15 protein-coding genes and 1 CRISPR repeat array (1 of these 16 running past the window's edge) are annotated in these 24,263 nt (G+C 62.5%); of the genes, 4 read left to right on the top strand and 11 right to left on the bottom strand.

Annotated elements, in window-relative coordinates; translation table 11 throughout:
• Window positions 1-1,658: a CRISPR direct-repeat array (repeat unit 37 nt; unit sequence GTTTCAATCCGCGCCCGGCCAATTGGCCGGGCGATCC); it reaches 2,435 nt to the left of the window's first position.
• A gap of 179 nt (window positions 1,659-1,837) precedes the next feature.
• From cas2 to AADX97_RS02600, 9 genes are read right to left on the bottom strand one after another with little or no spacing between them, the layout of a single operon-like run.
• Entirely contained in the window at window positions 1,838-2,128 is a 291-nt protein-coding gene (gene cas2 / locus AADX97_RS02640) for a CRISPR-associated endonuclease Cas2 (RefSeq protein WP_374232025.1), read from the bottom strand.
• Window positions 2,129-2,143: 15 nt separating this feature from the next.
• A complete protein-coding gene (cas1c, locus tag AADX97_RS02635; protein ID WP_374232024.1) occupies window positions 2,144-3,178 on the bottom strand; it encodes a type I-C CRISPR-associated endonuclease Cas1c in 1,035 nt (344 codons plus the stop codon).
• Complete coding sequence (gene cas4 / locus AADX97_RS02630; protein ID WP_374232023.1) at window positions 3,178-3,807, bottom strand: CRISPR-associated protein Cas4; 630 nt, start codon at window positions 3,805-3,807, stop codon at window positions 3,178-3,180. Before cas4 ends, cas1c begins: the two co-directional genes overlap by 1 nt.
• Complete coding sequence (locus AADX97_RS02625; RefSeq protein ID WP_374232022.1) at window positions 3,804-4,226, bottom strand: PIN domain-containing protein; 423 nt, start codon at window positions 4,224-4,226, stop codon at window positions 3,804-3,806. The genes cas4 and AADX97_RS02625 overlap by 4 nt, the downstream gene beginning before the upstream one ends.
• Window positions 4,216-4,428: a hypothetical protein gene (locus tag AADX97_RS02620; protein ID WP_374232021.1), complete on the bottom strand. Its 213-nt coding sequence runs from the start codon at window positions 4,426-4,428 to the stop codon at window positions 4,216-4,218. Before AADX97_RS02620 ends, AADX97_RS02625 begins: the two co-directional genes overlap by 11 nt.
• 11 nt (window positions 4,429-4,439) lie before the next feature.
• The gene (gene cas7c / locus AADX97_RS02615; protein ID WP_374232020.1) at window positions 4,440-5,555 is read right to left on the bottom strand and encodes a type I-C CRISPR-associated protein Cas7/Csd2; all 1,116 of its coding nucleotides are present in this window, start codon (window positions 5,553-5,555) and stop codon (window positions 4,440-4,442) included.
• Between the two features lie 11 nt (window positions 5,556-5,566).
• Entirely contained in the window at window positions 5,567-7,381 is a 1,815-nt protein-coding gene (gene cas8c, locus AADX97_RS02610; RefSeq protein ID WP_374232019.1) for a type I-C CRISPR-associated protein Cas8c/Csd1, read from the bottom strand.
• Window positions 7,378-8,082: a type I-C CRISPR-associated protein Cas5c gene (cas5c, locus tag AADX97_RS02605; RefSeq protein ID WP_374232018.1), complete on the bottom strand. Its 705-nt coding sequence runs from the start codon at window positions 8,080-8,082 to the stop codon at window positions 7,378-7,380. Before cas5c ends, cas8c begins: the two co-directional genes overlap by 4 nt.
• Before the next feature lie 13 nt (window positions 8,083-8,095).
• On the bottom strand, window positions 8,096-10,396 hold the full coding sequence (locus AADX97_RS02600; protein ID WP_374232017.1) for a CRISPR-associated endonuclease Cas3'': 2,301 nt from the start codon (window positions 10,394-10,396) through the stop codon (window positions 8,096-8,098).
• 519 nt (window positions 10,397-10,915) lie between these two features.
• Here AADX97_RS02600 and dnaE point away from each other — a divergent pair.
• From dnaE to AADX97_RS02580, 4 genes are all read left to right on the top strand, one after another.
• Entirely contained in the window at window positions 10,916-15,616 is a 4,701-nt protein-coding gene (gene dnaE, locus AADX97_RS02595; RefSeq protein WP_374232016.1) for a DNA polymerase III subunit alpha, read from the top strand.
• Entirely contained in the window at window positions 15,616-16,944 is a 1,329-nt protein-coding gene (locus tag AADX97_RS02590; protein WP_374232015.1) for a paraquat-inducible protein A, read from the top strand. Before dnaE ends, AADX97_RS02590 begins: the two co-directional genes overlap by 1 nt.
• A gap of 132 nt (window positions 16,945-17,076) precedes the next feature.
• Window positions 17,077-18,474, top strand: coding sequence for a Si-specific NAD(P)(+) transhydrogenase (gene sthA / locus AADX97_RS02585; RefSeq protein WP_374232014.1), 1,398 nt, complete (start codon window positions 17,077-17,079; stop codon window positions 18,472-18,474).
• A gap of 603 nt (window positions 18,475-19,077) precedes the next feature.
• Window positions 19,078-19,839, top strand: a complete 762-nt coding sequence (locus AADX97_RS02580) for a hypothetical protein (RefSeq protein ID WP_374232013.1) — start codon at window positions 19,078-19,080, stop codon at window positions 19,837-19,839.
• Window positions 19,840-19,972: 133 nt separating this feature from the next.
• On the opposite strand, the gene gshA is transcribed toward AADX97_RS02580, so the two are convergent.
• Window positions 19,973-21,613 (bottom strand): glutamate--cysteine ligase, encoded by a 1,641-nt coding sequence (gene gshA, locus AADX97_RS02575; RefSeq protein ID WP_374232012.1) that lies wholly within the window; start codon window positions 21,611-21,613, stop codon window positions 19,973-19,975.
• A gap of 299 nt (window positions 21,614-21,912) precedes the next feature.
• Window positions 21,913-24,012: a carboxy terminal-processing peptidase gene (locus tag AADX97_RS02570; protein WP_374232011.1), complete on the bottom strand. Its 2,100-nt coding sequence runs from the start codon at window positions 24,010-24,012 to the stop codon at window positions 21,913-21,915.
• Window positions 24,013-24,263: the final 251 nt, after the last annotated feature.

Below are 24,263 nucleotides of genomic sequence, written 5' to 3'. Positions count from 1 at the left end.
CGGGCATCTCCCACTTTGTTTCAATCCGCGCCCGGCCAATTGGCCGGGCGATCCCCCAATTGATGTCGATTCCAAACCTACAGATTCTCAGTTTCAATCCGCGCCCGGCCAATTGGCCGGGCGATCCCATCTGGTCTTTCGGCGTGTCCTCGTTCACTTGTCGTTTCAATCCGCGCCCGGCCAATTGGCCGGGCGATCCCGATCGCCTCGGTGATGGGTGGCAAGTTCTGTTTTGCGTTTCAATCCGCGCCCGGCCAATTGGCCGGGCGATCCCGGCGCAGAAGCCGTCCACGCCGGCGGCGAAGAGATGTTTCAATCCGCGCCCGGCCAATTGGCCGGGCGATCCCGCGGGCGGATTCGAGGAAGCGGGTCATTGCAGCCAGTGTTTCAATCCGCGCCCGGCCAATTGGCCGGGCGATCCCACCAGCCCATTGCACTCCGGTCCGCTCCACGTCCTGTTTCAATCCGCGCCCGGCCAATTGGCCGGGCGATCCCAAACACAACAATCTGTTGCTAGGCTAGATCGCATGTTTCAATCCGCGCCCGGCCAATTGGCCGGGCGATCCCCCCGTGAGCTTTGGATCGAGCCGCAGCAGGCGAGCGGTTTCAATCCGCGCCCGGCCAATTGGCCGGGCGATCCGTCAGGCTCATAGCCGGATCGCCCGGACCACGGAGTTTCAATCCGCGCCCGGCCAATTGGCCGGGCGATCCCATCCGGGCGTGCTCGAAGCGCAGAAAATCGCGTATGTTTCAATCCGCGCCCGGCCAATTGGCCGGGCGATCCCCCCGCAAGCCCAGCAACTGCCGTGCCGGATGTCGCGTTTCAATCCGCGCCCGGCCAATTGGCCGGGCGATCCCTTTCGCGTAGGAACTCATCCCGACAGGCATAGGTGGTTTCAATCCGCGCCCGGCCAATTGGCCGGGCGATCCGGAATTGAACGCGGTCGCGCTGATTTCGCCGCTTTGGTTTCAATCCGCGCCCGGCCAATTGGCCGGGCGATCCCGGCGAGCACGGCCTCGGCTGCTCGGCGGGCTCGGGTTTCAATCCGCGCCCGGCCAATTGGCCGGGCGATCCCGGCTCCGCGTAATTGCGCGCGTCGACCATGATTGTGTTTCAATCCGCGCCCGGCCAATTGGCCGGGCGATCCCGCTATGGAGCTGGCGGCGGAGGCGGCGTCGTTGGAGTTTCAATCCGCGCCCGGCCAATTGGCCGGGCGATCCCGCAATACCTCTGGAGCTTCATTCGAGGATCTAGCGGGTTTCAATCCGCGCCCGGCCAATTGGCCGGGCGATCCCCTCGGGATTTCGCAAACCGATCTCGACGGCGTGATGTTTCAATCCGCGCCCGGCCAATTGGCCGGGCGATCCCCGCAGCCTCATCCTCAAGCGCCCAGATGCGCAACTGTTTCAATCCGCGCCCGGCCAATTGGCCGGGCGATCCCATGATAGCCTCGATTGCGCGGGTGCGAATCAGCTCGTTTCAATCCGCGCCCGGCCAATTGGCCGGGCGATCCCGGAGGAGCCCGTCGACCGCCTACGCATCGCGCTCGTTTCAATCCGCGCCCGGCCAATTGGCCGGGCGATCCCCCGATTGCCGTCGTCGACTCCGCCGTCTACCGCTGTTTCAATCCGCGCCCGGCCAATTGGCCGGGCGATCCCCCCGCGCATGCAATCGGTTGATTCTGCGACGGAGTACGACGAGCTTGCGCGATCGTGGCCGACGGGGCAAGTGCCCGGAGGAAGCACCCTCGGAGAGAATCTACGGAATCTTTTGAAAACAATCGGTTAGCTGTTGCGCGAACCCTCGGGGTTTTCTTCGTTGCTTTGGGTTCGCGCGTCATACGAGGAGAGGACCTTCGAAATCGACGGAGCGGAATACCCCGTACTGCTTTACGTGTATGTCTTGGGGTTCGGTGAGTCGGTAGAAACGCAGGTTGTCTTCTTGCAGATTGATCTCGGCGAGCAGAGTCCGCTCCAGTGCTTCGTACTGCATCTGGTTGACCTGGCATTCGAAAACGGATTTCTGGACGCGCTGACCGACACGTTCGCAGACTTTGGCAACCCTGCGCAGCCGGCGTCGGCCTTCGGGGGTCTCCGTAGAGACATCGTAGGTCGCGATGATGAGCATCAGTTGGAGACTCCGTCACTTCGCGAGATAGGGGAGATAGCCTTGCATGTCGCCTCGAAGCGTACGCGCAAGGATGCGGGCCTGCACAAAGGGCAAGAGCGCGAGCGGCATCTTGGACTCCGACAAGGGATGGGTGATCTCCTCCTGCTTGCGTTCCTGCCATGCGGTGACGACCTGTCGGCGCCCTTGGTCATTGAGCATGACCGCGCCGCCCTCGCGTTCGTCGAAATCCTTTGCGTTGATTTGACCGCGGTTGATCAGAGTGAGCGCAAGCCGATCCGCAAAGATGGATCGGAATTCCTCCTGGAGATCCAGGGCCAGCGCGGCGCGGCCGGGACGCACAGCATGCAGGAAACCGAGCTGGGGATCGAGTCCAACCGACTCGGCGGCGGATCTGCAGTCGTTCATCAGCATCGAATAGAGAAAGGAGATCAAGGCATTGAAGCGGTCCCGCGGTGGGCGTCTGGTGCGGCCATCCAAGGCGAAGCTCTGTCGCGCCTGAGGTTTGATGATGAGATTGAGTGCAGCGAAGTAGCCACGAGCGGCCTCGCCTTCGATTCCGCGCAAGGTATCCAGGTCCGACGCACCCGGAACGGCGCGAAGCGACGCCGCGATGGCTTCGGCTGCCCGCGTGAGGGTTTCGGCCTCGCCGGCATCGGCGGCTTCGCGCGCGCCGCGCAGCAGGACCGAGCGGCTATTGCGCAGCTTGCCTGCGATCATGGCGCGGGCGGTGGTCAAGGCAAACTCGGGGTCGAGCGCAGCTCGATGTTGGGCTTGGCGCAGCAAAATGTTTCCGGACACCGGCCCCTCTAGGCGGGCCTTGAAACGCCCGGAATTGTCGAGCATAACCAGAGACTTCCCTTCATCAGCCAACAAATGCATGAGAGCCGGCGAGACCAGAACGTTGCCGAAGCAGACCAGCGCGCCGATGTGATGGAGCGGGACGCGCAGCTTGGTCTCTCGCTCGACCTCGATGCGGACGGTAGCATTGTCCAGGTGCGCATAGGCGTTCGGCGTCATCACATAGAGGGTGTTTTGTACGGTGTGCATCAGGTCGCCTCGTCGTCCGTGCTGAAGAGTTGCGCCGTCAAGGATGCCTGCCGGTCTCGGGCAGCGGTCGCCTCCGGCTGGCACAGATCCTTAAGCGAGCATTCGCGGCAACGCCCGTCGTTCACCGGCACGGGGAGTCTCTCGGATGCCAACATGGCGCGGATGGCATCTGCGGTTTCCGCGACGAGTCGGCGCAGCGCCTCGGTGATCGCGACCTCTCGGCGACGGTGGCTGGTGGCGTGATAGATGGCCCCCCGAAGCACGGGGCGGTTGAACATCTCTTCCAGACAGAGGGCTTGTGCTGCCAATTGAACGTTGTCATGGACCGCGGCACGCTTGCGCCCGTGCTTGAACTCGACCGGGTAGGGCGTGCCGTCCGGGTGAATCTCCACAAGATCGGCCTTGCCGATCAGGCCAAGGCGCTCGGACCAGAGCGGGAGGGCGCGCTCGACCTTGACACCCGCCTTCAGCTCATAGCCCGGCTGATCCACCAGATGGTGAACAGCCTGCCCGCGCGCGGTATGGACATTATCGGCGAACGCCTGCTCTTGGTGGATCAGGGCGCATTGCCTCGGGCAGTAGACCCAGTGCTGAAGGGCGGAGAGCGGGATGAGGTCCGGCTCGGTCACGGCGGCGGGCTTGCCATCGGCTTGAACGGGTTGACTACTCTGAGTCCCGCGGCGAGGACCTGACCATCCTGCATGTCCTCTGAGTACAAGGTGTCGCAGCCAAGGCGGGACGCGACCGCGACGATCAAGGCGTCCCAATGGCTGAATCCGTAGCGATCGCCGACCGCGAAAGCCCTTACGACATCTTGCGGCTCCAAGGACATGACCTCGCATTGGTCCATCACGACGCGCGCTGCCGAAATGGCCGCGTCCCTGGGATAAGCAAGCTTACGCATTGCGACGGAAACCAACTCATTGACGACCTGCACGCTGATCACGGGGTGATTAAGCAACAGACCCTCGGCGATCGCTTTCTTACGCGCATCATTGGCAAGCGTGTACGCGATGACATTGGTGTCCAGGAAGGCTCTATCGCTCATAGAGTTCTGCTCGGTCGTATTTCAGCAGGCCAGCATCTGCTTGGTACTGAGCGAAGAAGGCGTGGAGTTGACGTCGCCGCGTCTCGCGGTCCGCCGAGATTTGGGTCGGGATCAGCACGACTTGAATCGGCTGATTCGCCAACTCTTCGGGAACCTCGACGACGAGGCTCCGCCCTTTGGGCGTCAGGGTTTGTGACCACATCGGGAGTCTCCTCAATCGCAAAGGCTGAGCAACTCGACGCCGGGATAGGCTTCCAAGCGTCCGACAGGCGGCGCGGTAACCGCATAATCGGCGAAGCCCCGGGCCGGCGTGAACGGATCCTGGCGCGCCACCTGAATCAAGTCGAACAGCTTGTGGGCCGCGGCGTTTCCGAGATGGCTGTCATGCTTGAAGACATAGAGTCCGCGCGTGGCCATCTCCCCGCGCGCGGCGGAATGGTCATGGTCGAACAACGTGGTAAGGGCGTCCCACAGCAGCTTTAGATCGTCTTCACCGAATTTTGTCTGTGCGGCGAAGTGCGCCGAGATAAAGCCGTGGGCGCGATAAAGGCCGTAGGGGACGGTGAACTTTCGACCCATTGTGCGGTTGTCGCCGCTCTGCTTGGTCGACTCGGCCTCCGTTGCCACGGCGCAGCGGGTGATGGAGTGCTCCAGAGTGACGATCGGGTCCAGTGAACGGGCGAACGTGAGTTGAACAGGGCCCCGGACTTGACCGCAATTCGGAGCGGTCTTCAATGACAGGACGGCGCCAAAGGTGCGGATGTCGTAAAAATCGGCGCACATTTGCACGCGACCGCGTTCCGTCTCGTCCTGCTTGGGCTTACGCGCCTTGACATTCTTGATGGCCTTGCCGATGAAGTCCTTGATTGGCTTGGGGGCGCTGGTCTCCTTGATCCATGCTTTGGCTTCTTCCTTATCCAGCACGGCGGACAATCTAAGAATCGTGCGGCCGTCTTCATCGGTTTCGCGCTCCATGCCATCGGGAAGATCCAAGGCTTCGAATTCCTCGACCAGAGCCTCTGGAATCACCTCTGTGGCGTCCTGACCCAGATTGATGCCGCATTTCTCGAAGGCACTGAAATGGGCTCGACCCAGAACCGCCTTTTCTTTGATATAGATGTCGTAGCCCGGCTCGAAGGAACCATCTTCACGACCCTTGATGATGCCGACGTAATTGCGGATCTTGCGTTTGATGGATACGTCAGTGACCAATCCTTGCCCGGTTTCGGTATCCAGGCGCGGCAGGTTGCCAGCGTCCGGGTCGCCATTGGGGTTGCCGTCCTTGACATCGAACAGCAGGACGAACTCGTAACGGTTTGTGATGCTCATGGGTCGCTTCCTTAGCTGGCTGTCTTAAAGAGGTCTTGACGCTGATGGTAATAGCCAATCACAAACCGGCCTTGGTTCTCCAGCGAGAGCGTTGTATGGAATCCCAGATCGCCGTCGATGCCATCGCTGTAGATAGCTTGGATCAACTTGTCCCGATTCACATACAACCCAGGCTTCTCCTTCCGCAGTTTGGTCATATGATGTTGGTTGCGCCGCATCAGGGTGGGAAACACGGCGGATGGAGTGCTTGATGCCGACCCGAAATAGCTGTCGCGGATCGTGGTGTTGACCTTACCGGGGCCGCCGGCGGCGTCCTGCTGGACGCGCTCCAGGACGGCAAACAGTCGTCCGAGCCGGTAGCCGATATTGGTGTTCTGTTCGTCTAGGGCCATCTCGATCTCCCTTTCGTGACTGGAGTTTGCGTGGCGGGTATGCCGGTTGAGCCAGGCCTTGACGAGCGCGGCGCGGGCATGGGGGATATGGTCGCGGTGCCGGCCTGTCTTTCCGTCTTTTTTGGCCTGCTCGGCTCGGATACGACGCAGTGCCGCTTGCAGCAGGGTGCGCGGATACGGCGCGCCGGCCAGGATCGCCTTCATGATGTCGCCGGCCAGATTCGGCGGCAGTTTTTCGATATCGCCGTCGGGACGCTTCGACGTGGATGGCGATAGGGAGGACAGGAGCGACTTCAGTGACAGGAAGGGAGTCTCTGAGTATTTTGGGCGGATGATCTCCAGGTCGCGGAAGTGCCGCCGAATGTTCTCGGCCAGTTCACCTACGGTGGCGACATGCCAGAAGCGGACCGCGATCCGTGCGGCATTAGGTCCAAGGCCGAGCACGAAAAAACGGGTACCGTCGTCATCGATAGCTGCTGCACCGGTCTTGGGAGCTTCAAATAGTGCCCTGACCGCATTCGTGCCCTCGTCTGGATTGTCTTCCTGGGGTTCTCCGAAGAGTTGGGCGAGCAGCGATTCCATGGGATTGGCACGCTCTGCCCAGAATACGGTCGAAGCGTCGCCGACCTGCAAGCGTTGTCTGGAACCCAAGAGGTGATTGATCGCTGTGGTGTAGCCAAAGGCGGCCCCTTTTCCGATGGGCGCGTTGGCGCCTTGTTCGCGCCCGAAGGAGCAACAAGACGGCAAATTGAAGGAAACAATGTCCGCTCCTCTGGAATGAGCGCCCCACACCCCTTTGATCGGCGAATGGAGCCGCTCGATTGCATCGGAGCGGCCCGTGATGAGGCAAACCCGTGTGTCCTTTGTCTCCGCTTCAACGGAGTCTGCTTTGGCTAGGACAAGCGGGTCACTACAGACAAGGGTTTCATCTCCGGCGATCTTGAAGCTGACATTGGCGCTATCCGCAATGAGCTGGGGCCATAACGGATCAGCCAGAACGTCCGCATAGTCGCCACGGGAGAGGAACGTCCGCACGGCTGATAAACCGCCGCTGGACAGTATCTCCGGCGGCAGTTCGTCGATCTTCGCCTGGAACTCGGCGTGCATCTGCTTGAGTCGCTTGCGATAGTGTGACTCTTTGCCTTTCTGGCGTTGCTCGGTCAACTTTTTGGGATCAGGGACGCCCAAAACATATTCCACATTTCCCCAGAGTAGATTCGCGGCGACATTGACGGATTTCTTGACGCCCTGTGGCACGAGAAAAGGCGTTCCGCGAAGTTTTTTACCTTCCTGCTCCCGCGTATCTTGAATCTGGACGAACCGCCCATCTGGATGCAGAACCAGCAGAAAAGGCAGTTCTTTGCTTTCGATGCCCAGCCCCGGAAGGATGCCGCGTTGACGTTCGTAATAGTCGTGAAGCGCTTGAAGAATCATCTCCGCACCTCGACCGGGTCCAGATCGATGACGCCATGCTTCATCTCCGCCCGAAAAAAACCGGATCTCATGCCATCGGCGTAATCGATGTCATAGAGCATCCAGCCAAGATCTGGGCTATCCGGGATGGGCGGCTCTTCCTGCTGCGCGAGGTCGATATCCTCGATCAACTCAAAATGAGCAGAGAACTCGCGACAGCCGAGGTAAGGTTGCCAGGCGCACTGACCTTTTCGGGCGCGGCGCTGAAACATGGACAGGTACTTGGCGGGGTTTTCAGGCTGATTCTCTTCCGGTTCGGCCGGCTTGTCCTGATGCAAGCCGGGATAAAGTCGGGCATGCTTGGATGAGGCGATAACCTCGAATTCGGCATGGAGCCGATAGGCCACGTCGCGCAGGAAGAGGCCGGCGCGTTGCACACGGTGCTCCTCGATGTAGAGACCAGAGCCCTCCCGCTTGTCCGGGCCATCGGCTGATGCGACCTTACCCACCTCATTGCGGCGCACCGAGATCCATTTGATGGGATTGATCACCTCGATTCTGGTGACGCGCCAGCGGATCTCGGGCTTCCACAGAATGGCCTCGAAGATGGCGCGAGCGGCCGATGGCGTGATGACGTCATACGAGACGCGCTCGACCTTCATTTCCGGACGGGTGAAACAAGCAAATTCGCCCCAGACTTTTAAGCAGAGTGGCTTCGGCATCCTTATCCTCCCATCAAACGACGAAGTTTCCGGCGGCGGGCGTCACCTCATCGGCGCAGCCCAGAAAACCGAGCTGCGGATCATACAGCAGATCGTGTTCTTGGACGTAGAGACCAGGCAGAATTTCAGCCACATCACCCTGAGCGATCAGTCGCTCCAGGCAGTCGCGGCGCACGTTGACGCAGTAGCGTTGCAACTTGCGCATGATCCAGCGGTCGGGACCATCGGTCCGAAGCCGACCTAGCCATTTTTCGGCCTCGCCCCAGCGCACGATGACCGGTGATCCCTCGTCCGCGATCAGCCGAAACTGCTCGGCTGCCTCGCGAAAACTGATTTCCAATCCTCCTCCGATCTGAAGCAGGTCGAGAATACACCCTTTATCGAATGTGTTGAGCGCAGCGAACCAGAGCCTGAAATAGCGCTCGAACAGGTCCGGAGTCAGCGTTGGACTTGCATCTCCGGCAAGCAATTCGCGGGTCGCCTGCTCTCCTTTCAGCAGGAGTCCCCTTGGCGCCGGCTCGGGGGCCACGAAAACCTGGACCAGGCCTTTTGCTGGATGATCTCCCTGCTTGAGACACCCCTCGCGGTTACAACGCCCGGCGGCCTGAGCAATGGAATCCAGCCCGGCGAGCGCCCGGAAGACGACCGGAAAATCCACATCCACGCCCGCCTCGATCAATTGCGTGCTGACGACATGTAGCGGGAGAGGGGAAAATCCGACCTGGGTCCGTTCGCGATTTGCTGCCAGACGGTCGCGGATCTCTGCGATGCGCTCGGCCCGATGGGCGCCGCACAGGTCAGTGGAGAGATAAAGCGCGTCAGGCAGTTGCTGCGCTAAATTGCGGGCATCGCGCTTGCGGTTGACGATGACGAGGGCTTGATCGTACGCGCGAATGCGGGTCGCCAGTTCGTCCCATTGAGTGACTTGCCGCATATCCGGCCAACGCACTTCGACCCGCTCAAGCTGCGAAAAGAGATCATGAGGAGACTGGACATGCTGGCCGCCCTGCATTAGCTCACGCATATCGGGGAGGCCCGCGAAGGGTTTGCCGTTGATGTCGCGCGGCGCAAAAGCGGGCTGCGTTGCGGTACAGAGGACGAAGGTCACGCCATAGTAGGCGCTGAGGGTGCGGATAGCAGCGAGACAGGGCCCCAGAAACTCCGTCGGCAGAAGCTGCGCCTCGTCCAGAATCACGACCGAATCGACTAGATTGTGCAGCTTGCGACAGCGCGAGGTCCGCGCCGCAAACAGCGACTCGAACAACTGTACGTTGGTGGTGACGATCAGAGGTGCATCCCAATTCTCTGCCGCCAAACGACTGCGGAGTGTTTCCCTGTCAGGATCCAGGTTGCTGTGATGCTCGACAAGATCCTCGCCAAAAATGCCGCGGAACACGTCCGCCGTCTGCTCGATGATCGAGAGATAGGGAATCGCGTAGATGACGCGACGCTTTCCGTGCCGGTTCGCATGATGCAGTGCGAACGCGAGTGACGAGAGGGTCTTGCCGCCACCGGTCGGAACGGTGAGTGAATACAGCCCATTACCCCGATCCTCGCCCGCGCGCTCGGTGCATTGTTTGAGCACCGCTGCGCGCAGCCGATTGACTAGGCTGGATCCGGCTCCGGCGGAGAGCCGGTCGATGTGGTCGGTAAAACGTCCTAGCAGATCAGAAACCGGCGGATGGCAGGCACGCTGGAGCGCCTGCTCCGGGTTCATATAGCCTTCGGTATCAAGAAAATCCGCGTCCACCAGGCAAGAGAACAGCAGACGCAGCCAGAGATGCAGGTCTTTTGCGCTGCCTCTTGGACGGCTGGCCGGGATTTGACCACGCAGGATGGCCGCAGATGGTTGCTGGCCTAGAGCTTCCGTGAGATGCCCTTGCTGTCGCGCCGCCTCCAACCGTTGAAACAGACTGGCGCTGCTGCCGTTCCAGTCGGGCAGGCCGGCATGGTGGCCAGCAATGAGGTAGGCCAGCAGTCTCCCACCGCACTCGCCGAGCTCCGAAAAGGCATGAACGGCACCGGCCGTGGAATGGTCGACCCGCATGCCGAGGCCTTCGACATGCGCATTCTCCGCCTCGAACCCGCTGGCATTGCGGATATAGGCTTGAAATGCCGGTCGGTACTTGCCCAAGTCGTGCCAGAGGCCGGCGAGGCGCGCCCAGTCTTCGGCACCGAAGGCCCGGGCATGGCAGCTCGCGACCGCCGCCACTCCGGCGAGGTGATCCTCCAGATGGTGCGGGCGGCGCCACTGTCCGGCCGCGTCTCTTGCGGCATGGGCGATCGGGCGGTTGTTGCGGGAATCATCATCCATTCATCTGCTCCCTCTTCGGCATCCTCGGTCGGCCGACCGTTCTTTGGATAGCCGGCTGTCGGCTTGCTTGTCCCGACACTCGGCTGCCTGGAGAGAGTATCGCAGGAGATGGCTCAAAACGTGAACCCGCCGGATAGATTCCGATACCGAGTATCCGATCGAGGGGCCGACCTGTCGGTGCCCCACGCCGCTGATTCCAACACGCGGCAAAGGTTCGGCGCATCCGGCAGCCGTGCGGAGTCTGCTTGAGCAGTTACAAGCCGACGGGTGATCGGCAGACGTTTTCCCATGTCCTGGGCCGCGCCTTCCGGAAAAGTCCACAAAATCAAACCGGCGTCAAGCGCGGCGTGGCGATCGCTCCCGACCGGGCCGGGCACGGCAGTCCGCGGCGACGCTCGCCCCTGTCGAGGATCCCGACCCGGATCCCCGATCCGATCTGTTTTTCCGAATCGGCGCGACACGGGCGGGCGGGTAGACTAGGCGCCCGCCGCCATCGTCGAACCCCGAATCAGGACACCCGTGGATCCCAGCTTCGTCCATCTGCATCTGCACTCCGAGTATTCCCTGGTCGACGGACTGGTGCGGATCAAGCCGTTGGTCAAGCGTGTCGCCGCGCTCGGGATGCCGGCGGTCGCCATCACGGATCAGTGCAACTTTTTCGCCCTGGTGCGCTTCTACAAGGCCGCGGTCGCGGCCGGGCTCAAGCCGATCGCGGGTGCCGACCTCCTGGTGCGCAACCCGGAGGACGCCAATAAACCGCACCGTCTGGTGCTGCTCGTCCAGGATGCGATCGGCTACCGCAATCTCACGCGGCTCATCTCGCGGGCCTATGTCGAGGGGCAGCACCTCGGAGTGCCGCACCTGGAGCGCGACTGGATCGCGTCCGCCGCCGAGGGCCTGATCGCGCTTTCGGGCGGGCCGCACGGCGACGTCGCTCAACTGCTCCTGAACGGGCATCGCGAGGCCGCCGAGCGGCGGCTTGCGGAGTGGCTCGCCGTCTTCGGCGACCGCTTTTACCTGGAGCTGATCCGCACCGGGCGCGAGCAGGAGGAGGCGCTGGTGGAGGCCAGCGTTGATCTGGCCATCCGTTCGGGTGTGCCGGTGGTGGCGACCAACGATGTGCGTTTCCTCCATCCCGAGGACTTCGAGGCGCACGAGGTGCGGGTCTGTATCCACGAAGGGCGCACGCTGGACGACCCGCGTCGTCCGCGACGCTTCAGCGCCGAGCAGTCGCTGCGCAGCCCCGCGGAGATGGCCGAGCTCTTCGCCGATCTGCCCGAGGCGTTGGAGAACTCGGTCGAGATCGCCAAGCGCTGCAACCTGGAGCTGACCCTCGGCCAGAACTTCCTGCCGGATTTCCCGGTGCCGGCGGGGATGACGATGGACAGCTATTTCGCCGAGGCCTCGCAGGTCGGGCTTGAGGAGCGCCTGCAGCGCATCCTCGATCCGGAGGCGCCCGACCTCGCCGAGCAGCGCCGGCTCTACGCCGAGCGGCTCGATCTCGAGCTGTCCGTCATCACCCAGATGGGCTTCACCGGCTACTTCCTCATCGTCGCGGACTTCATCCAGTGGGCCAAGGCGCAAGGCATCCCGGTCGGTCCGGGTCGCGGCTCCGGCGCGGGCTCGCTGGTTGCCTACGCGCTCAAGATCACCGATCTGGACCCGATCGAGCATGATCTGCTGTTCGAGCGCTTCCTGAATCCCGAACGCGTCTCCATGCCCGACTTCGACGTCGACTTCTGCATGGAAGGCCGCGACCGGGTCATCGACTATGTCGCCGGGAAGTACGGCCGCGAGGCGGTCTCTCAGATCATCACCTTCGGCACTATGGCGGCCAAGGCGGTGGTGCGCGATGTCGGGCGCGTCATGGGGCATCCTTACGGGTTCGTCGACCGGGTCGCCAAGATGGTGCCCTTCGAGCTGGGAATGACCTTGGAGAAGGCGCTCGCCGAGAGCGACGATCTGAAGGCCGCCTACGAGGACGACGAAGAAATCCGGGCGCTCATCGACATGGCCCGCAAGCTCGAGGGCCTGACCCGCAATGCCGGCAAGCATGCCGGCGGCGTGGTGATCGCGCCGACCAAGCTGACCGACTTCGCCCCGCTCTACTGCGAGCAGGGCGGGGAGAACCTGGTCACCCAGTTCGACAAGGACGACGTGGAGCAGGTCGGACTGGTGAAGTTCGACTTCCTGGGTCTGCGCACGCTCACCATCATCGATTGGGCGCTCAAGACGGTGAACGCCCTGCGTCGCGAGGCCGGCGAGGCGCCGATCGATATCGAGCGGATCGAGCCGCAGGATACCGAGGCCTTCGCGCTCCTGAAACGCTGCGAGACCACGGCGGTCTTCCAGTTGGAGTCGCGCGGCATGAAGGAGCTGATCAAGAAGCTCCAGCCCGACAGCTTCGGCGACATCACCGCGCTGGTCGCACTCTTTCGCCCCGGCCCGCTGCAGTCGGGCATGGTCGACGACTTCATCAACCGCAAACACGGCCGCGCCGAGGTTGCCTATCCGCACCCGGATCTGGAGCCTATCCTCAAGCCGACCTACGGCATCATCCTCTATCAAGAGCAGGTGATGCAGATCGCCCAGGTGCTCGCCGGCTATTCGCTCGGCGGCGCCGACCTGCTGCGCCGGGCCATGGGCAAAAAGAAGCAGTCGGAGATGGACAAGCAGCGCGCCATCTTCGAGGAAGGGGCCGTGGCGCGTGGGGTCGACGGCAACGTTGCGACTTACATCTTTGACTTAATGGATAAGTTTGCCGGTTACGGCTTCAATAAGTGTGTCGTTGGGGATACGCTGGTGACCGATCCATCAAGCGGTGAGCGGCGCTGCGTCAAGGATATCTATCGATCGGGGATCGACAGGGTCGCGAGTCTGTTGTCGGATCACCGGATGGGCGAGAGCCCCGTTGTTCGGGTGATGGAGAACGGTATCCGGCCGGTCTTGAGACTGACCACCTCGCTCGGCAAGACACTGCGTGCGACCGGCAATCACCCTTTGCTGACGGCAACGGGCTGGAAGCGGCTTGATGAATTGCGTGTCGGCGAGCGCATCGCAGCGCCCGCGCGATTGCCGATCGAGGGCACTGAGCAGTGGCCCGAGCATGAGTTGGTGACCTTGGGATGGGTTCTCTCGGAAGGGAATACCTGTCATCCCAGTGGCTTCTATTTTTACAACAAGGATGTCGATGCCAGGGATGATTTCGTGTCCGCCGCAAGCCGCTTTCCCGATACCGTGCCGACGGTGCGGCTGAGGCCGGAACGTGCCGAGACCTGGTGCGTTGACGTCGGGACCGGTCGTGATACCAGGATCAGCTGCGGAAACGGGCACAGCTTCACGCCACGCTCCGGTGCTCGATTGTGGCTGGAGCGGCTGGACATGATCGGCCAAAAGGCGCCGGAAAAACACTTTCCGCCATCTGTCTTTCGTCTCGACAATCCATGCTTGGCGGTGATTCTCGGGCGCATCTGGTCGGGAGACGGATATGTCGCCGGCGAAAACGCAACCAATAAGATCCCCTATCTGGCCAGCGCATCCCTGCGTCTGATCAGTGAGACCCAGCATCTCTTGTTGCGTTTAGGTATTGTCAGCCGACTGACGGAGAAGCACTTTCCGTATAAGGACGGGCGAATCGGCTATACCTTGCACCTGGTTGGGCGAAGGAGCATTACCGCATTTGTCGAGTCGATCGGTCCGCACTTGGTTGGGAAAGGGAAACAATTGGAAGCGCTGTGCAGGTCGCTCGCTGAAATCCCGGGCGATCTGGAATCCGTCGACACTCTGCCACCCGAGATCTACTGGGAGCGTGTTGTCTCGGTCGAGCCGGATGGCGCGGCCATGACCTACGATCTTGAGGTTGCGGATACCCACAATTTTGTCGCCAACGACATCATCGTTCATAACTCCCATTCGGCCGCCTACGCCCTAGTCAGCTATCAGACCCTCTGGCTGAAGACGCACTACACGGCGGCCTTCATGGCGGCGGTGCTGAGTGCGGACATGGACAACACCGACAAGGTGGTGACCCTGATCGAGGAGTGTCGGGCCCTGCGCCTGCGGGTCGAGCCGCCGGCGGTCAATCGCTCCGCCTACCGCTTCACGGTCGCCGATCCACGCACCGTCGTGTACGGCATGGGCGCCATCAAGGGTGTCGGCGAGGGTGCGATCGAGGCGATCATCGTGGCGCGTACGGCCGATGGTCCCTTCCGCGATCTCTGGGATTTCTGTCGGCGGATCGATCTGCACAAGGTCAACCGACGCGTCTTGGAGGCATTGGTGCGTGCCGGCGCACTCGACGAGCTGGGGCCGAACCGCGCGACCCTGATGGCGGAGCTGCCCTTGGCGCTCAAGCTGGCCGAGCAGCACCATGCGACCCGAGCGGCGGGTCAGACCGATCTCTTCGGCGCACTGGAACCGGTCGCCTCGCCCGAGCCCGATCCCCAACTCGCGACCGAGGTCCGTGTCGACTGGGAAGACGAGCAGCGTCTGGCGGGTGAGAAGGAGACCCTCGGGCTCTACCTGACCGGACATCCGATCGATCGGTACGAGTCTGAGCTCCAGGCGATGGCGGTGAGCCGGATCGCCAAGCTCTTGGAGACGGATCGCGAGCTGGGTCGGCGCGACCGACGCGATCGCGAAAAGCGCCGTGTCGCCGGTCTCGTGGTCTCGGTGCGTCACGGCAAGACACCGCGCGGGCGCATGGGCTCGGTGGTGCTCGACGATCGCACGGGGCGCATCGAGATCACGGTCTTCTCCGAGCTCTACGAGCAGTTGCGGCATCTGCTGGCGCCGGATCAGATCCTGCAGGTCACCGGGGCGCTCAATTTCGACGAGTTTCGAGACAGTTGGTCCTTGCGTGCCGACGACGTGCGGACCTTCGAGCAGGCGCGGGCGAGCATGGCCGATCATCTGCGGCTGATCCTGGATCTCTCGGACCCCGCTGCCCATGCCGATGGCCTTGTCCGACTCGATGCCTTGCGCGCCGCACTCGCGGCCTTTCGCGACGGGGACCTTCCGGTACGTCTGCGCTATCGTCGCCCCGGCGCAGCGGGCGAGCTGGTGCTCGGCGATACTTGGCGTGTGGAGCCGGCCGATGCCCTGCTGAAACGTCTGCGACAGCTCCTCGGGAGCGACGCGGTGAGCGTCGTCTACGAGCGCTCGCCGCTACCGACGGCGCAGACCGAGACGCAACTCCCGCGTCTGGCAGCGGTGGGCTGATGCAGACCGGACGACTCATTCGACAGATCCTCGCCGTCGCCTTGCTGATCGGGGCCGGCTGGTTGATGGTCGGCCTGATCGGCGATCTGAACCGCGTGAAGGTCCTGAAGACGGATCTCGCCGAGATCCACCATGTCCGCTACGGGCTGCTGGATGCCGACGTCTGGGTCGCGCGGATCGGGGAGATCCTGGAGAAGCGCGTCGACGAGCTGGATCTCACCGAGGCCAGTCGGGAGCAGGTAACGGAGGCCGTGACCCAGTTGCTGGACACCCTGATCCGCGAGATCGAGCGCAATCTCGCGCAGCGGCGTCCGGACCCCGGCGGAAGCTGGCTGGACCAGCTCCAAGGCGCACTGCAGCAGGGTTTGCAGGATCTGCTGCTGGATGTGGCCCGTCTGCGCGACCGCGTGCCCGAGTACGCCGATGCCTTCGTCGAGCAACTCTCCGTGCCCGGTGTGAAGGAGCAGATCAAGGCGCGGTTGCGGGTGCTACTGAACGATGCCGTGGCCTCGAGCGGTGCCGGGACCGATCGCTGGGCGTTGGATGCTGTCCTGGTGCGTAATGGCTGTGTGGAAGTCGTCGATGCCTGCTCGCACATGATCGAGACCGAGATCGGCGCGGTCCAGCCGCAGATCCAACAACAGCTCGGGGCCGTGATCGGGCTGGTGGCCTCGGTGTTCATGGTCGCGCTGGTCGGCGGTGCATCGCGGGGGCAAGCGTCGGGCAGGACGACTGATCGGCTCGCCCCCGTCCTGCTCTTTGCGCTCGTCGGCGCGACCTTCCTCTTGCTCCTCGGCGGACTCGCCACGCCCATGATCGAGGTCGATGCCCGCATCACGGAGCTGACCTTTCAGCTCCTCGGCGAGCCGGTCGTCTTTACGGATCAGGTGCTCTATTTCCAGACCAAGAGCATTGTGGACGTGATGCGAATCCTGTTCGAATCCGGTCAGGCCGATATGCTCCTGGTCGCCGTGCTCCTGACCCTCTTCAGCGTGGTCTTTCCCGCGCTGAAGCTCTTGGCGACCTATGCTTTTTACTACGATTGGAGCGGGTCACGCGGATCGTCGATCGTCCGCTTCTTCGCACTCAAGTCAGGCAAGTGGTCGATGGCCGACGTCATGGTCGTCGCCATCTTCATGGCCTACATCGGCTTCGATGCATTGGTCGCAAACCAGCTCGGCGGCCTTCGGGGCGCGAGCGATGCGGTCGCCGTCTTGACCACCAACGGCACCTCCTTGGAGCCCGGCTTCTATCTCTTCCTCGCCTTCGTCCTTGCCGGACTCGTCCTGTCCGGTGCACTGGGAAACCGTCTCGGCCAGGATCGATAACTGCGGCGACGAACACAAATGCCTTTCGCCGACAGAGCAAGGCGCGGCCGCGGCCGCGGCCGCGCCGAGATGGCCCGTTCTATGCGTAACGTCACTTGATGACCTTCTGAACCCCAACCGGAGTCCCTCGCGATGACCACACGAGAATTCGACAGCATCGTCATCGGAACCGGACCTGCCGGGGAAGGCGCTGCGATGAAGCTCGCGAAGGCCGGGCAGCGGATCGCCGTCGTCGAGGCACACAATGCGGTCGGCGGAGGCTGCACCCATTGGGGCACCATCCCCAGCAAGGCGCTGCGCCACTCGATCCAGATGCTTGCGGACTATCGACGCAACCCACTATTCCAGCACACCCAGCATCAGATCGAAGTGGAGTTTCCCGACCTTCTGCGTGCCGCCGACGGTGTGATCAACGATCAGGTCCGCACCCGGTATCGCTATTACCAGCGCAATCGGGTCGAGGTCGTCTTCGGGCGCGCGCGCTTCCTGGGCGAGGATCGGATCGAGGTCCAACGCCCGGGTGGCGTCAACGAAGAGCTGCGCGCACAGCACATCGTTATCGCCACGGGCTCGAGCCCCTACCATCCGCCGGATGTGGATTTCACCCACCCGCGTATCCGCGACAGCGACTCGGTGCTCGGACTGAAGCACACCCCGCGATCCATGACCATCTATGGTGCAGGGGTCATCGGCTGCGAGTACGCCTCGATCATGGGCGCGCTCGACGTCAAGGTGAACCTGGTCGATACACGCGACCGGCTCCTGTCCTTTCTCGACGACGAGATCACGGACGCACTCGGCTATCACCTGCGCCAGCAGGGTGTGGTGATCCGACACAACGAGACCTATGAGCGTGTCGAGGCCGGCGACGACGGGGTGGTGCTGCACTGCAAGTCAGGCAAGAAGTTCAAGACGGACATCCTGCTCTGGGCCAACGGGCGAACCGGCAACACCCACGACCTGGGACTCGAGATCATCGGGCTGACGACTAATCAACGTGGTCAGATCGAGGTCAACAAGAGCTACCAGACCGCCTTGCAGCACATCTACGCCGTCGGCGACGTCGTCGGGCAGCCCGCACTGGCCAGTGCCAGCTACGATCAAGGGCGATTCGTCGGCGCACACATCGCCGACGGCGCCTGCGACTGGTCGCTGATCGAGGAATTCCCGACCGGGATCTATACGGTTCCGGAGATCAGCTCCGTGGGCCGGACCGAGCGCGAGCTCACCGCACTGCAGATCCCCTACGAGGTGGCCCAGGCCGATTTTAAGAGCATCGCCCGTGCCCAGATCACCGGACATACGGTCGGCATGCTCAAGCTCCTCTTCCACCGAGAGACCTTGGAGATCTTGGGGATTCACTGCTTCGGCGAGCAGGCTGCCGAGATCGTTCATATCGGCCAGGCGATCATGTCCCAGCCCGGCGAGGCGAACAGCATCCGGTACTTCACCGAGACCACCTTCAACTATCCGACGATGGCGGAAGCCTATCGGGTCGCGGCGCTCAACGGCTTGAATCGGCTCTTCTAACTGAACCGCATCCGGTTCGACATGCCGAGGTGTCGAGCGGGCTCACCCTCCCCTCGACCAACAACCCTCTCCGCAGACGCGGTTCAGAAAAACATAATAATCATAAATTTCGGCGCGTTCCGGAGAATTCAGCCCCGTAGGTTGTGCTGACGATAGGAAGCACAACTTCCGCCGACGGTTGGTTGTGCCTCGCACGGCTCGGCACAACCTACGGTCCTCGCAGCGTGCCCGACCTCCGTTGTGCGGCTTGGCACAAGGGTTTCCGGAATTCACCTCGAATCGCGATGAGGCGTGTATTTGATCGACGACGCAACTTCGGGTTGATATGTTAGAGAATCATTATATACTAATGCCGTTATCAGGACGGCGGTCGAAGGGCAACGACAATAATCAGCTTGCTGCCGACACCCGCTTCATGGCACGGGCGCCCTGAAGCCATGACGCCATGGACGGCGCTCCCGACCCGTTGCCACGTCCGTCCTGAATGAAGACCCGCGAGTCACGCTCGACCGATGCGTCGAGCGCAAACGCTCCCCGATCGGCGGGGATGACTCGTAAGCAGACCAAGACCCTTCATTTCTACAATCTCTAAAGGTGTGTTCCATGTCCAAACGCGTTCAAGCAGCCTCGCTCATCGCCCTCGCCGCCGCCGCGTCCTCCGCCGGCGCCTGGTACAACGCTCCTGTCGCGCCCGTCATGACTCCCGAGATGGCCGAGCAGCAGATGCAGTCCATCTCCGCGCATTACGAGGCGATGGCCGAGCAACAGAACAAGGCCATCGAGCAGGCGATGGCGGCGCATCGGCAGATGATGGAGCAGCGTGCAGCCGAGCTCGGTCGGATGCCCTCCGGCATCGACTCCGGCTTCCCGGAGCTGCCGCCGGTACCGCAATTCGCTCAGTACCCCGGAATGCCGGAGATGCCCGCCATGCCCGAATTCGGTCAGATCCCGGCCATGCCGGAGATGCCCGCTATGCCCGAATTCGGTCAGATCCCGGCCATGCCGGAGATGCCCGCTATGCCCGAATTCGGTCAGATCCCGGCCATGCCGGAGATGCCCGCCATGCCCGAATTCGGTCAGATGCCGGCCATGCCCGCGATTCCGGAATTCGTGAAGACGCGCATGGATGAGATGGATGCCCATCGCGCCAAGGTTCAGCAGGAGATTCAGGAGCGTCGCGCCGCCTTCAAGGCGGAGAGCGAGCAGCGTCGCGCGCAACATCCGCGTGCCATGGAGCGCACCCACATGGCCGGTTATGCACCGCACATGCTCCCGGGCCGGATGCCCAGCCAGGACTGTGCGCCCAAGGCTCAGACCCCCGAGCAACAGGCCGCTGCGCCGGCACCCGCCGCGACTGCACAGTAAAGCCCTGATACGCAGAGGCGATCACCTCAAGGACACGCCTCGCGCATGATGCAAAGACCCCGGCAACGGGGTCTTTGTCGTTTCGCTGGACGTGCTCGCGGGATGACTGGAACGTCCTCGGGCCCGGTCGATGTTAAACCCGTGCCTGAAGCTCGGCACGACCAGCGGCCGGATCCAGGCCAATATCGGTGGCTCGACCCTGGTTGAAATAATCCGCGAGAAATTCATCGAACCCGCAAGCGTCGGCGGCCTCGATAAGCTCCTGTTGTGCGATTGACTCGCGCGCGAGCCGCTCGAGCAGCGCTTCGCGCTCGGGATCAAGCCGGTGCTGTCGGAAAGTTTCCCGATGATCCTCCGTAAGGCGCCGAGCGAAGGCGAAGAAGCCTTCCCGGCGCTCGCGCATCGTCTCGAGGATACGCGCCGACGGGGTCGCATGAGGATCCGCAATCTTCTCGCGTTGCCGCTCGACACTCTGCACATGTGGACCATCCGAAGCCCCGTCGAGGAGCTCCGCGACGGCGATCATATCGTCCAGGATCTCGTTCGCCCAGACAGGCAAGGGCACTGAGACGCGTTGACGCGAGAGCGCAAGTCCCGGCTCGCGTCCACGATGGGCGGTGAGGACCTGATTCTCGTCGATCTCGCTCCGCTCACGCGTGCCGATGCGCGGGCTGTCCAAAACCAAGCAATAGAGCATTAGGGTTTCGAGCACGCGGATCTGCTCGGCCGTGATTCCCGCCGGCTCGAAGATATTGATGTCGGGCGATCGCAGCTCGACATAGCGTACGCCTCGGCGGCGCAGCGCAAGCGTGGGGCGCTCCATCCACTCGGTGATCTGCTTGGGACGCACCGTGCTGTAGTACTCGTTCTCGATCTGCAGTACGTTGGCATTGAGCTGCTCGTAACGCTCGCCGACCTTCACGCCGATCTTCTCGTAATGTGGACAGGGGGTCTCGATCGCCCAGGTCAGGCTGCGCACATAGGAATCCAGGCTGTCGTAGCTCGCCTTCATCCCGGTGCCTTGTTCCTGTTGGTTTTGATACCCGATGTCGCCCATGCGCAGCGAGGTCGCATAGGGGTAATAGAGCGTATGGGGGTCGAAGATCTCCAGATCGGTCTCGCGGCCATGAACGAAGCTGGCACAAACCGCGGGGGACGCCCCGAAAAGGTAGGGCACGATCCAGCCGACACGCTGCAGGTTGCGGACCATCCCCATCTGCGCCTCGGAGCGAAAGGCGACGCCATCGCCCCCCACGCCCGCGGTTGCCTGGTACAGATCCAAAAATTCGTCTGCAAACGAGAAGTTGAAATGCAGACCCGCGATCACCTGCATGGTGCGACCGTATCGGTTGCCCAGCCCGCGCCGATAGACCGTCTTCATCGTCGCTGCATTCGACGTCCCGTATCGCGCCAGCGGGATACCTGCACCGCTCTCGAGCACGCAAGGCATACTGGTCGCCCAGATCAACTCGTCGCCGAGATGGCGATAGACATAGGCATGGAGGTCGGTGAGGAATCCCAGGACCTCGACGACGCTGGAGGCCGGGGGCGTGATGAGCTCGAGCAGTGCCTCGGAGAAATCGGTCGTGATGTGGGGATGCGTCAACGCGGAGCCGAGTGATCGCGGATGCGGCGACATGGCAAGACGGCCGACCGCAGATGCGCGCAATCCCTCCTTCTCCAGGCCGATGCGATTGCCGCGAAGCGGCGCGGACGCACCGCTCGAGCGCAGACGCTCGATCCGCGCTTCAAGATCCTTGCGAGACTGATTCAATGACTGACCCTTAAACCGCGCTCAGCGCGGCATGCGATATTCTTGGATGGAATCTGCCCCGGCAGACCTGGCGACCGCTGAAGTCGGCGCGGTTTAAGATCGGCAGTGTTCTGCGCCCAACCCGGGCGATGGCCGACAACCGGCTACGCCACAGCGACAGGATGCGGCAGAGCTCCCGCGACCCGTCCGGGCGAAAAGACTCAAGATCAGAAATCCTGAATCGCGTCGGCGGCAACGCCCGTGACCCCATGCGATGCCGATTCAACGCAAAAACGGCGCATGTCATCGGGGGACGCGATTCAGTCACGCATCACGGCACGCGGCCGGTCGGTGCGATCGAGCAACACGGCATCGGCGAGGATACGGGCCGCCTCTTCCACCTGGATGCGCGCGATGGCCTCGCGTTGGGCGTCGAGCAGATCCTCGTCGACCTTCTCGTCGTCCTCGTCGACCGGCGCAATCCCGCGAGCACGCAAGTACGCGTTCTGCTGCTCCTTGAAGACACTCCCGCGCTGCTCGTCGTCCTCGCGACGCGCCTTCTCCTGGAGCGAGACGTGGGTTTCGGCCTCGACATCGCGCATCAGCTTGCTGCGCTCGACCAACATCGTAAAACCCGGATCCTTCGACACGCGCTCGGCGGACTGCAGCGCGAGGAGATCGACGCTGACGGAACCCACCTTTTTGTAATCGGCCGGTCGAATGCGCGTCCAAGGTAGGGCATTGTCGAGGGATCGCTCGCCGTGCTCGGCCATGAGCTCTGCGGTGGGGAACCGGATATCCGGCTCGACACCCCGCAGTTGCGTACTCCCGCCGCTGATGCGGAAGAACTCGGCCATGGTCAGGCGCAGGCGCCCGAGGTTGTTCTGCTCACCCGGGACGTATCGATTCAGATCGATCAGTGTCTGCACGGTGCCCTTGCCGAAGGTCGGCTCGCCGATCACCAGACCGCGCCCGTAGTCTTGGATAGCACCTGCAAAGATCTCGGAGGCGGAGGCGCTGTCGCGGTCGACCAGCACGGCCAAGGGCCCACGGTAGGCTAGACCGGGCTCCGGATCGGACTCGACCTCGATCTTGCCGAAGGCATCCTTGACCTGGACGACCGGGCCGGTATCGATAAAGAGACCGGTGAGCGAGGTCGCCTCGGCCAACGAGCCACCGCCGTTGCCGCGCAGGTCGATCACGATGCCGTCGACACCCTTCAAAACCAAGTCGTCGATGAGCTGGCGCACGTCTCGGGTCGTGCTGCGGAAATTGCGATCACCCGAGCCTTCGGCTTGGAAGTCCCGGTAGAAGGCCGGGATCTCGATAACGCCGATCCGCATGCCCGGCGCGTTGCCGAGGTCTTCCAGGACAATCGCTTTCGCGGCCTGATCCTCGAGCTTGATCTCGTTGCGCACGATCGCGACCTCGCGCACACCGCCGTTGGTCACGGCGGATTTCGGCAGCAGCTGCAGTCTCACGACCGAGCCTTTGGGTCCGCGAATCTTGTCGACGACGTCTTGGAGCCGCCAACCAACAACATCCTCGATCGCGCCGTCGATGCCTTGCGCGACCCCGACGATCCGATCGCCCGTCTGGACCTGACCGGACTCCCGCGCCGGACCGCCCGGAACCGTGCTCTGGATGACCGTATACTCGTTGTCTGCACGCAGCACCGCGCCGATCCCTTCGAGCGAGAGCTTCATGCTGATGTCGAAGTTCTCGGAGGTGCTGGGCGACATGTAGCTCGTATGCGGCTCGAGTGTCTGGGTGTAGGCGTTCATGAACGTCTGAAAGACGTCGTTGCCGTCGAACTGATGGGTACGGCGAACCAATCCTTGATATCGCTCGCTCAGCCGGTCGCGAATCTCCTCGTCCGACTTGTCGGCCAAGCGCAGGGTCAGGAAGTCGTTTTTCACGCGCCGCCGCCAGATCTCGTCCAGCTCGGCGCTGTCCTTGGCCCACGGCGCCTCCGGGGAGTCGAGTCGATAGGTTTCGTCGCGATCGAAATCGAAGGGACCCTTCAGAAGACTCTCGGCATAGATGACCCTCTCATCGACCCGCATCCGATAGACCCGAAAGACGTCGAAGGCGAGGTCGAGCTCGCCGCGACGCAGCCCTTCATCCAAACGCTTGGCGCCGCCTTTGAAGCGCTCGACATCGCGGGCCAGAAAGAAGGATCTGCTCGGATCCAGTGCCTTCAGATAGCTGTCGAGGACCTCTTGCGCAAAGTCGTGGTCGAGCTCGACCTTTCTGTAGTGAAAGCGCTCCAGGACCTTGTTGATCACGACCGCCGATTTGGTCTGGGCAGGGCTCGGAAACAGCTCCGACAGGGGAATCTGACGAGGGGCTGCAAGGACAAGCGTCGCCGCCAGGAAGGCAGCGACGGCGAAGGCAAGGCGGGACATGCGCGATCTCATAGGCGGTTCTCGTAATCAATCTCTGTGCAGAGAGACAACGTTGGTTGGACGGGGTTTCTCTGGCCCAAACCGCAAAGACCTCGATCCAACGCCGAGCGGAGCATTGCCCGCAGTAAACATACCGAGCGCACGTGGGTTTTTCGCCGCATTGCACGCCTTGCTTTCCGAGAAACCCACGGACGCTCGGCATAGATGGGGCCGCCGCGACTGCTCTTCATGGGCACAGCGTCATCCGCAATTAAACCGCGCCA

Source organism: Thiocapsa sp. C2-2m, assembly GCF_041903745.1.
GTDB classification, from domain to species: domain Bacteria; phylum Pseudomonadota; class Gammaproteobacteria; order Chromatiales; family Chromatiaceae; genus Thiocapsa; species Thiocapsa roseilacustris.
This window is presented reverse-complemented; position numbering and strand designations above follow the sequence as displayed.

Excerpts from the sequence above, each read along its gene's own strand:
- cas1c (WP_374232024.1), bottom strand. The coding sequence starts at position 3,178 with ATGCACACCGTACAAAACACCCTCTATGTGATGACGCCGAACGCCTAT.
- AADX97_RS02625 (WP_374232022.1), bottom strand. The coding sequence starts at position 4,226 with ATGAGCGATAGAGCCTTCCTGGACACCAATGTCATCGCGTACACGCTT.
- AADX97_RS02620 (WP_374232021.1), bottom strand. The coding sequence starts at position 4,428 with ATGTGGTCACAAACCCTGACGCCCAAAGGGCGGAGCCTCGTCGTCGAG.
- cas5c (WP_374232018.1), bottom strand. The coding sequence starts at position 8,082 with ATGCCGAAGCCACTCTGCTTAAAAGTCTGGGGCGAATTTGCTTGTTTC.
- AADX97_RS02570 (WP_374232011.1), bottom strand. The coding sequence starts at position 24,012 with ATGAGATCGCGCATGTCCCGCCTTGCCTTCGCCGTCGCTGCCTTCCTG.
- AADX97_RS02600 (WP_374232017.1), bottom strand. The coding sequence starts at position 10,396 with ATGGATGATGATTCCCGCAACAACCGCCCGATCGCCCATGCCGCAAGA.
- AADX97_RS02590 (WP_374232015.1), top strand. The coding sequence starts at position 15,616 with ATGCAGACCGGACGACTCATTCGACAGATCCTCGCCGTCGCCTTGCTG.
- sthA (WP_374232014.1), top strand. The coding sequence starts at position 17,077 with ATGACCACACGAGAATTCGACAGCATCGTCATCGGAACCGGACCTGCC.
- cas7c (WP_374232020.1), bottom strand. The coding sequence starts at position 5,555 with ATGAGCATCACAAACCGTTACGAGTTCGTCCTGCTGTTCGATGTCAAG.
- AADX97_RS02580 (WP_374232013.1), top strand. The coding sequence starts at position 19,078 with ATGTCCAAACGCGTTCAAGCAGCCTCGCTCATCGCCCTCGCCGCCGCC.
- cas2 (WP_374232025.1), bottom strand. The coding sequence starts at position 2,128 with ATGCTCATCATCGCGACCTACGATGTCTCTACGGAGACCCCCGAAGGC.
- cas8c (WP_374232019.1), bottom strand. The coding sequence starts at position 7,381 with ATGATTCTTCAAGCGCTTCACGACTATTACGAACGTCAACGCGGCATC.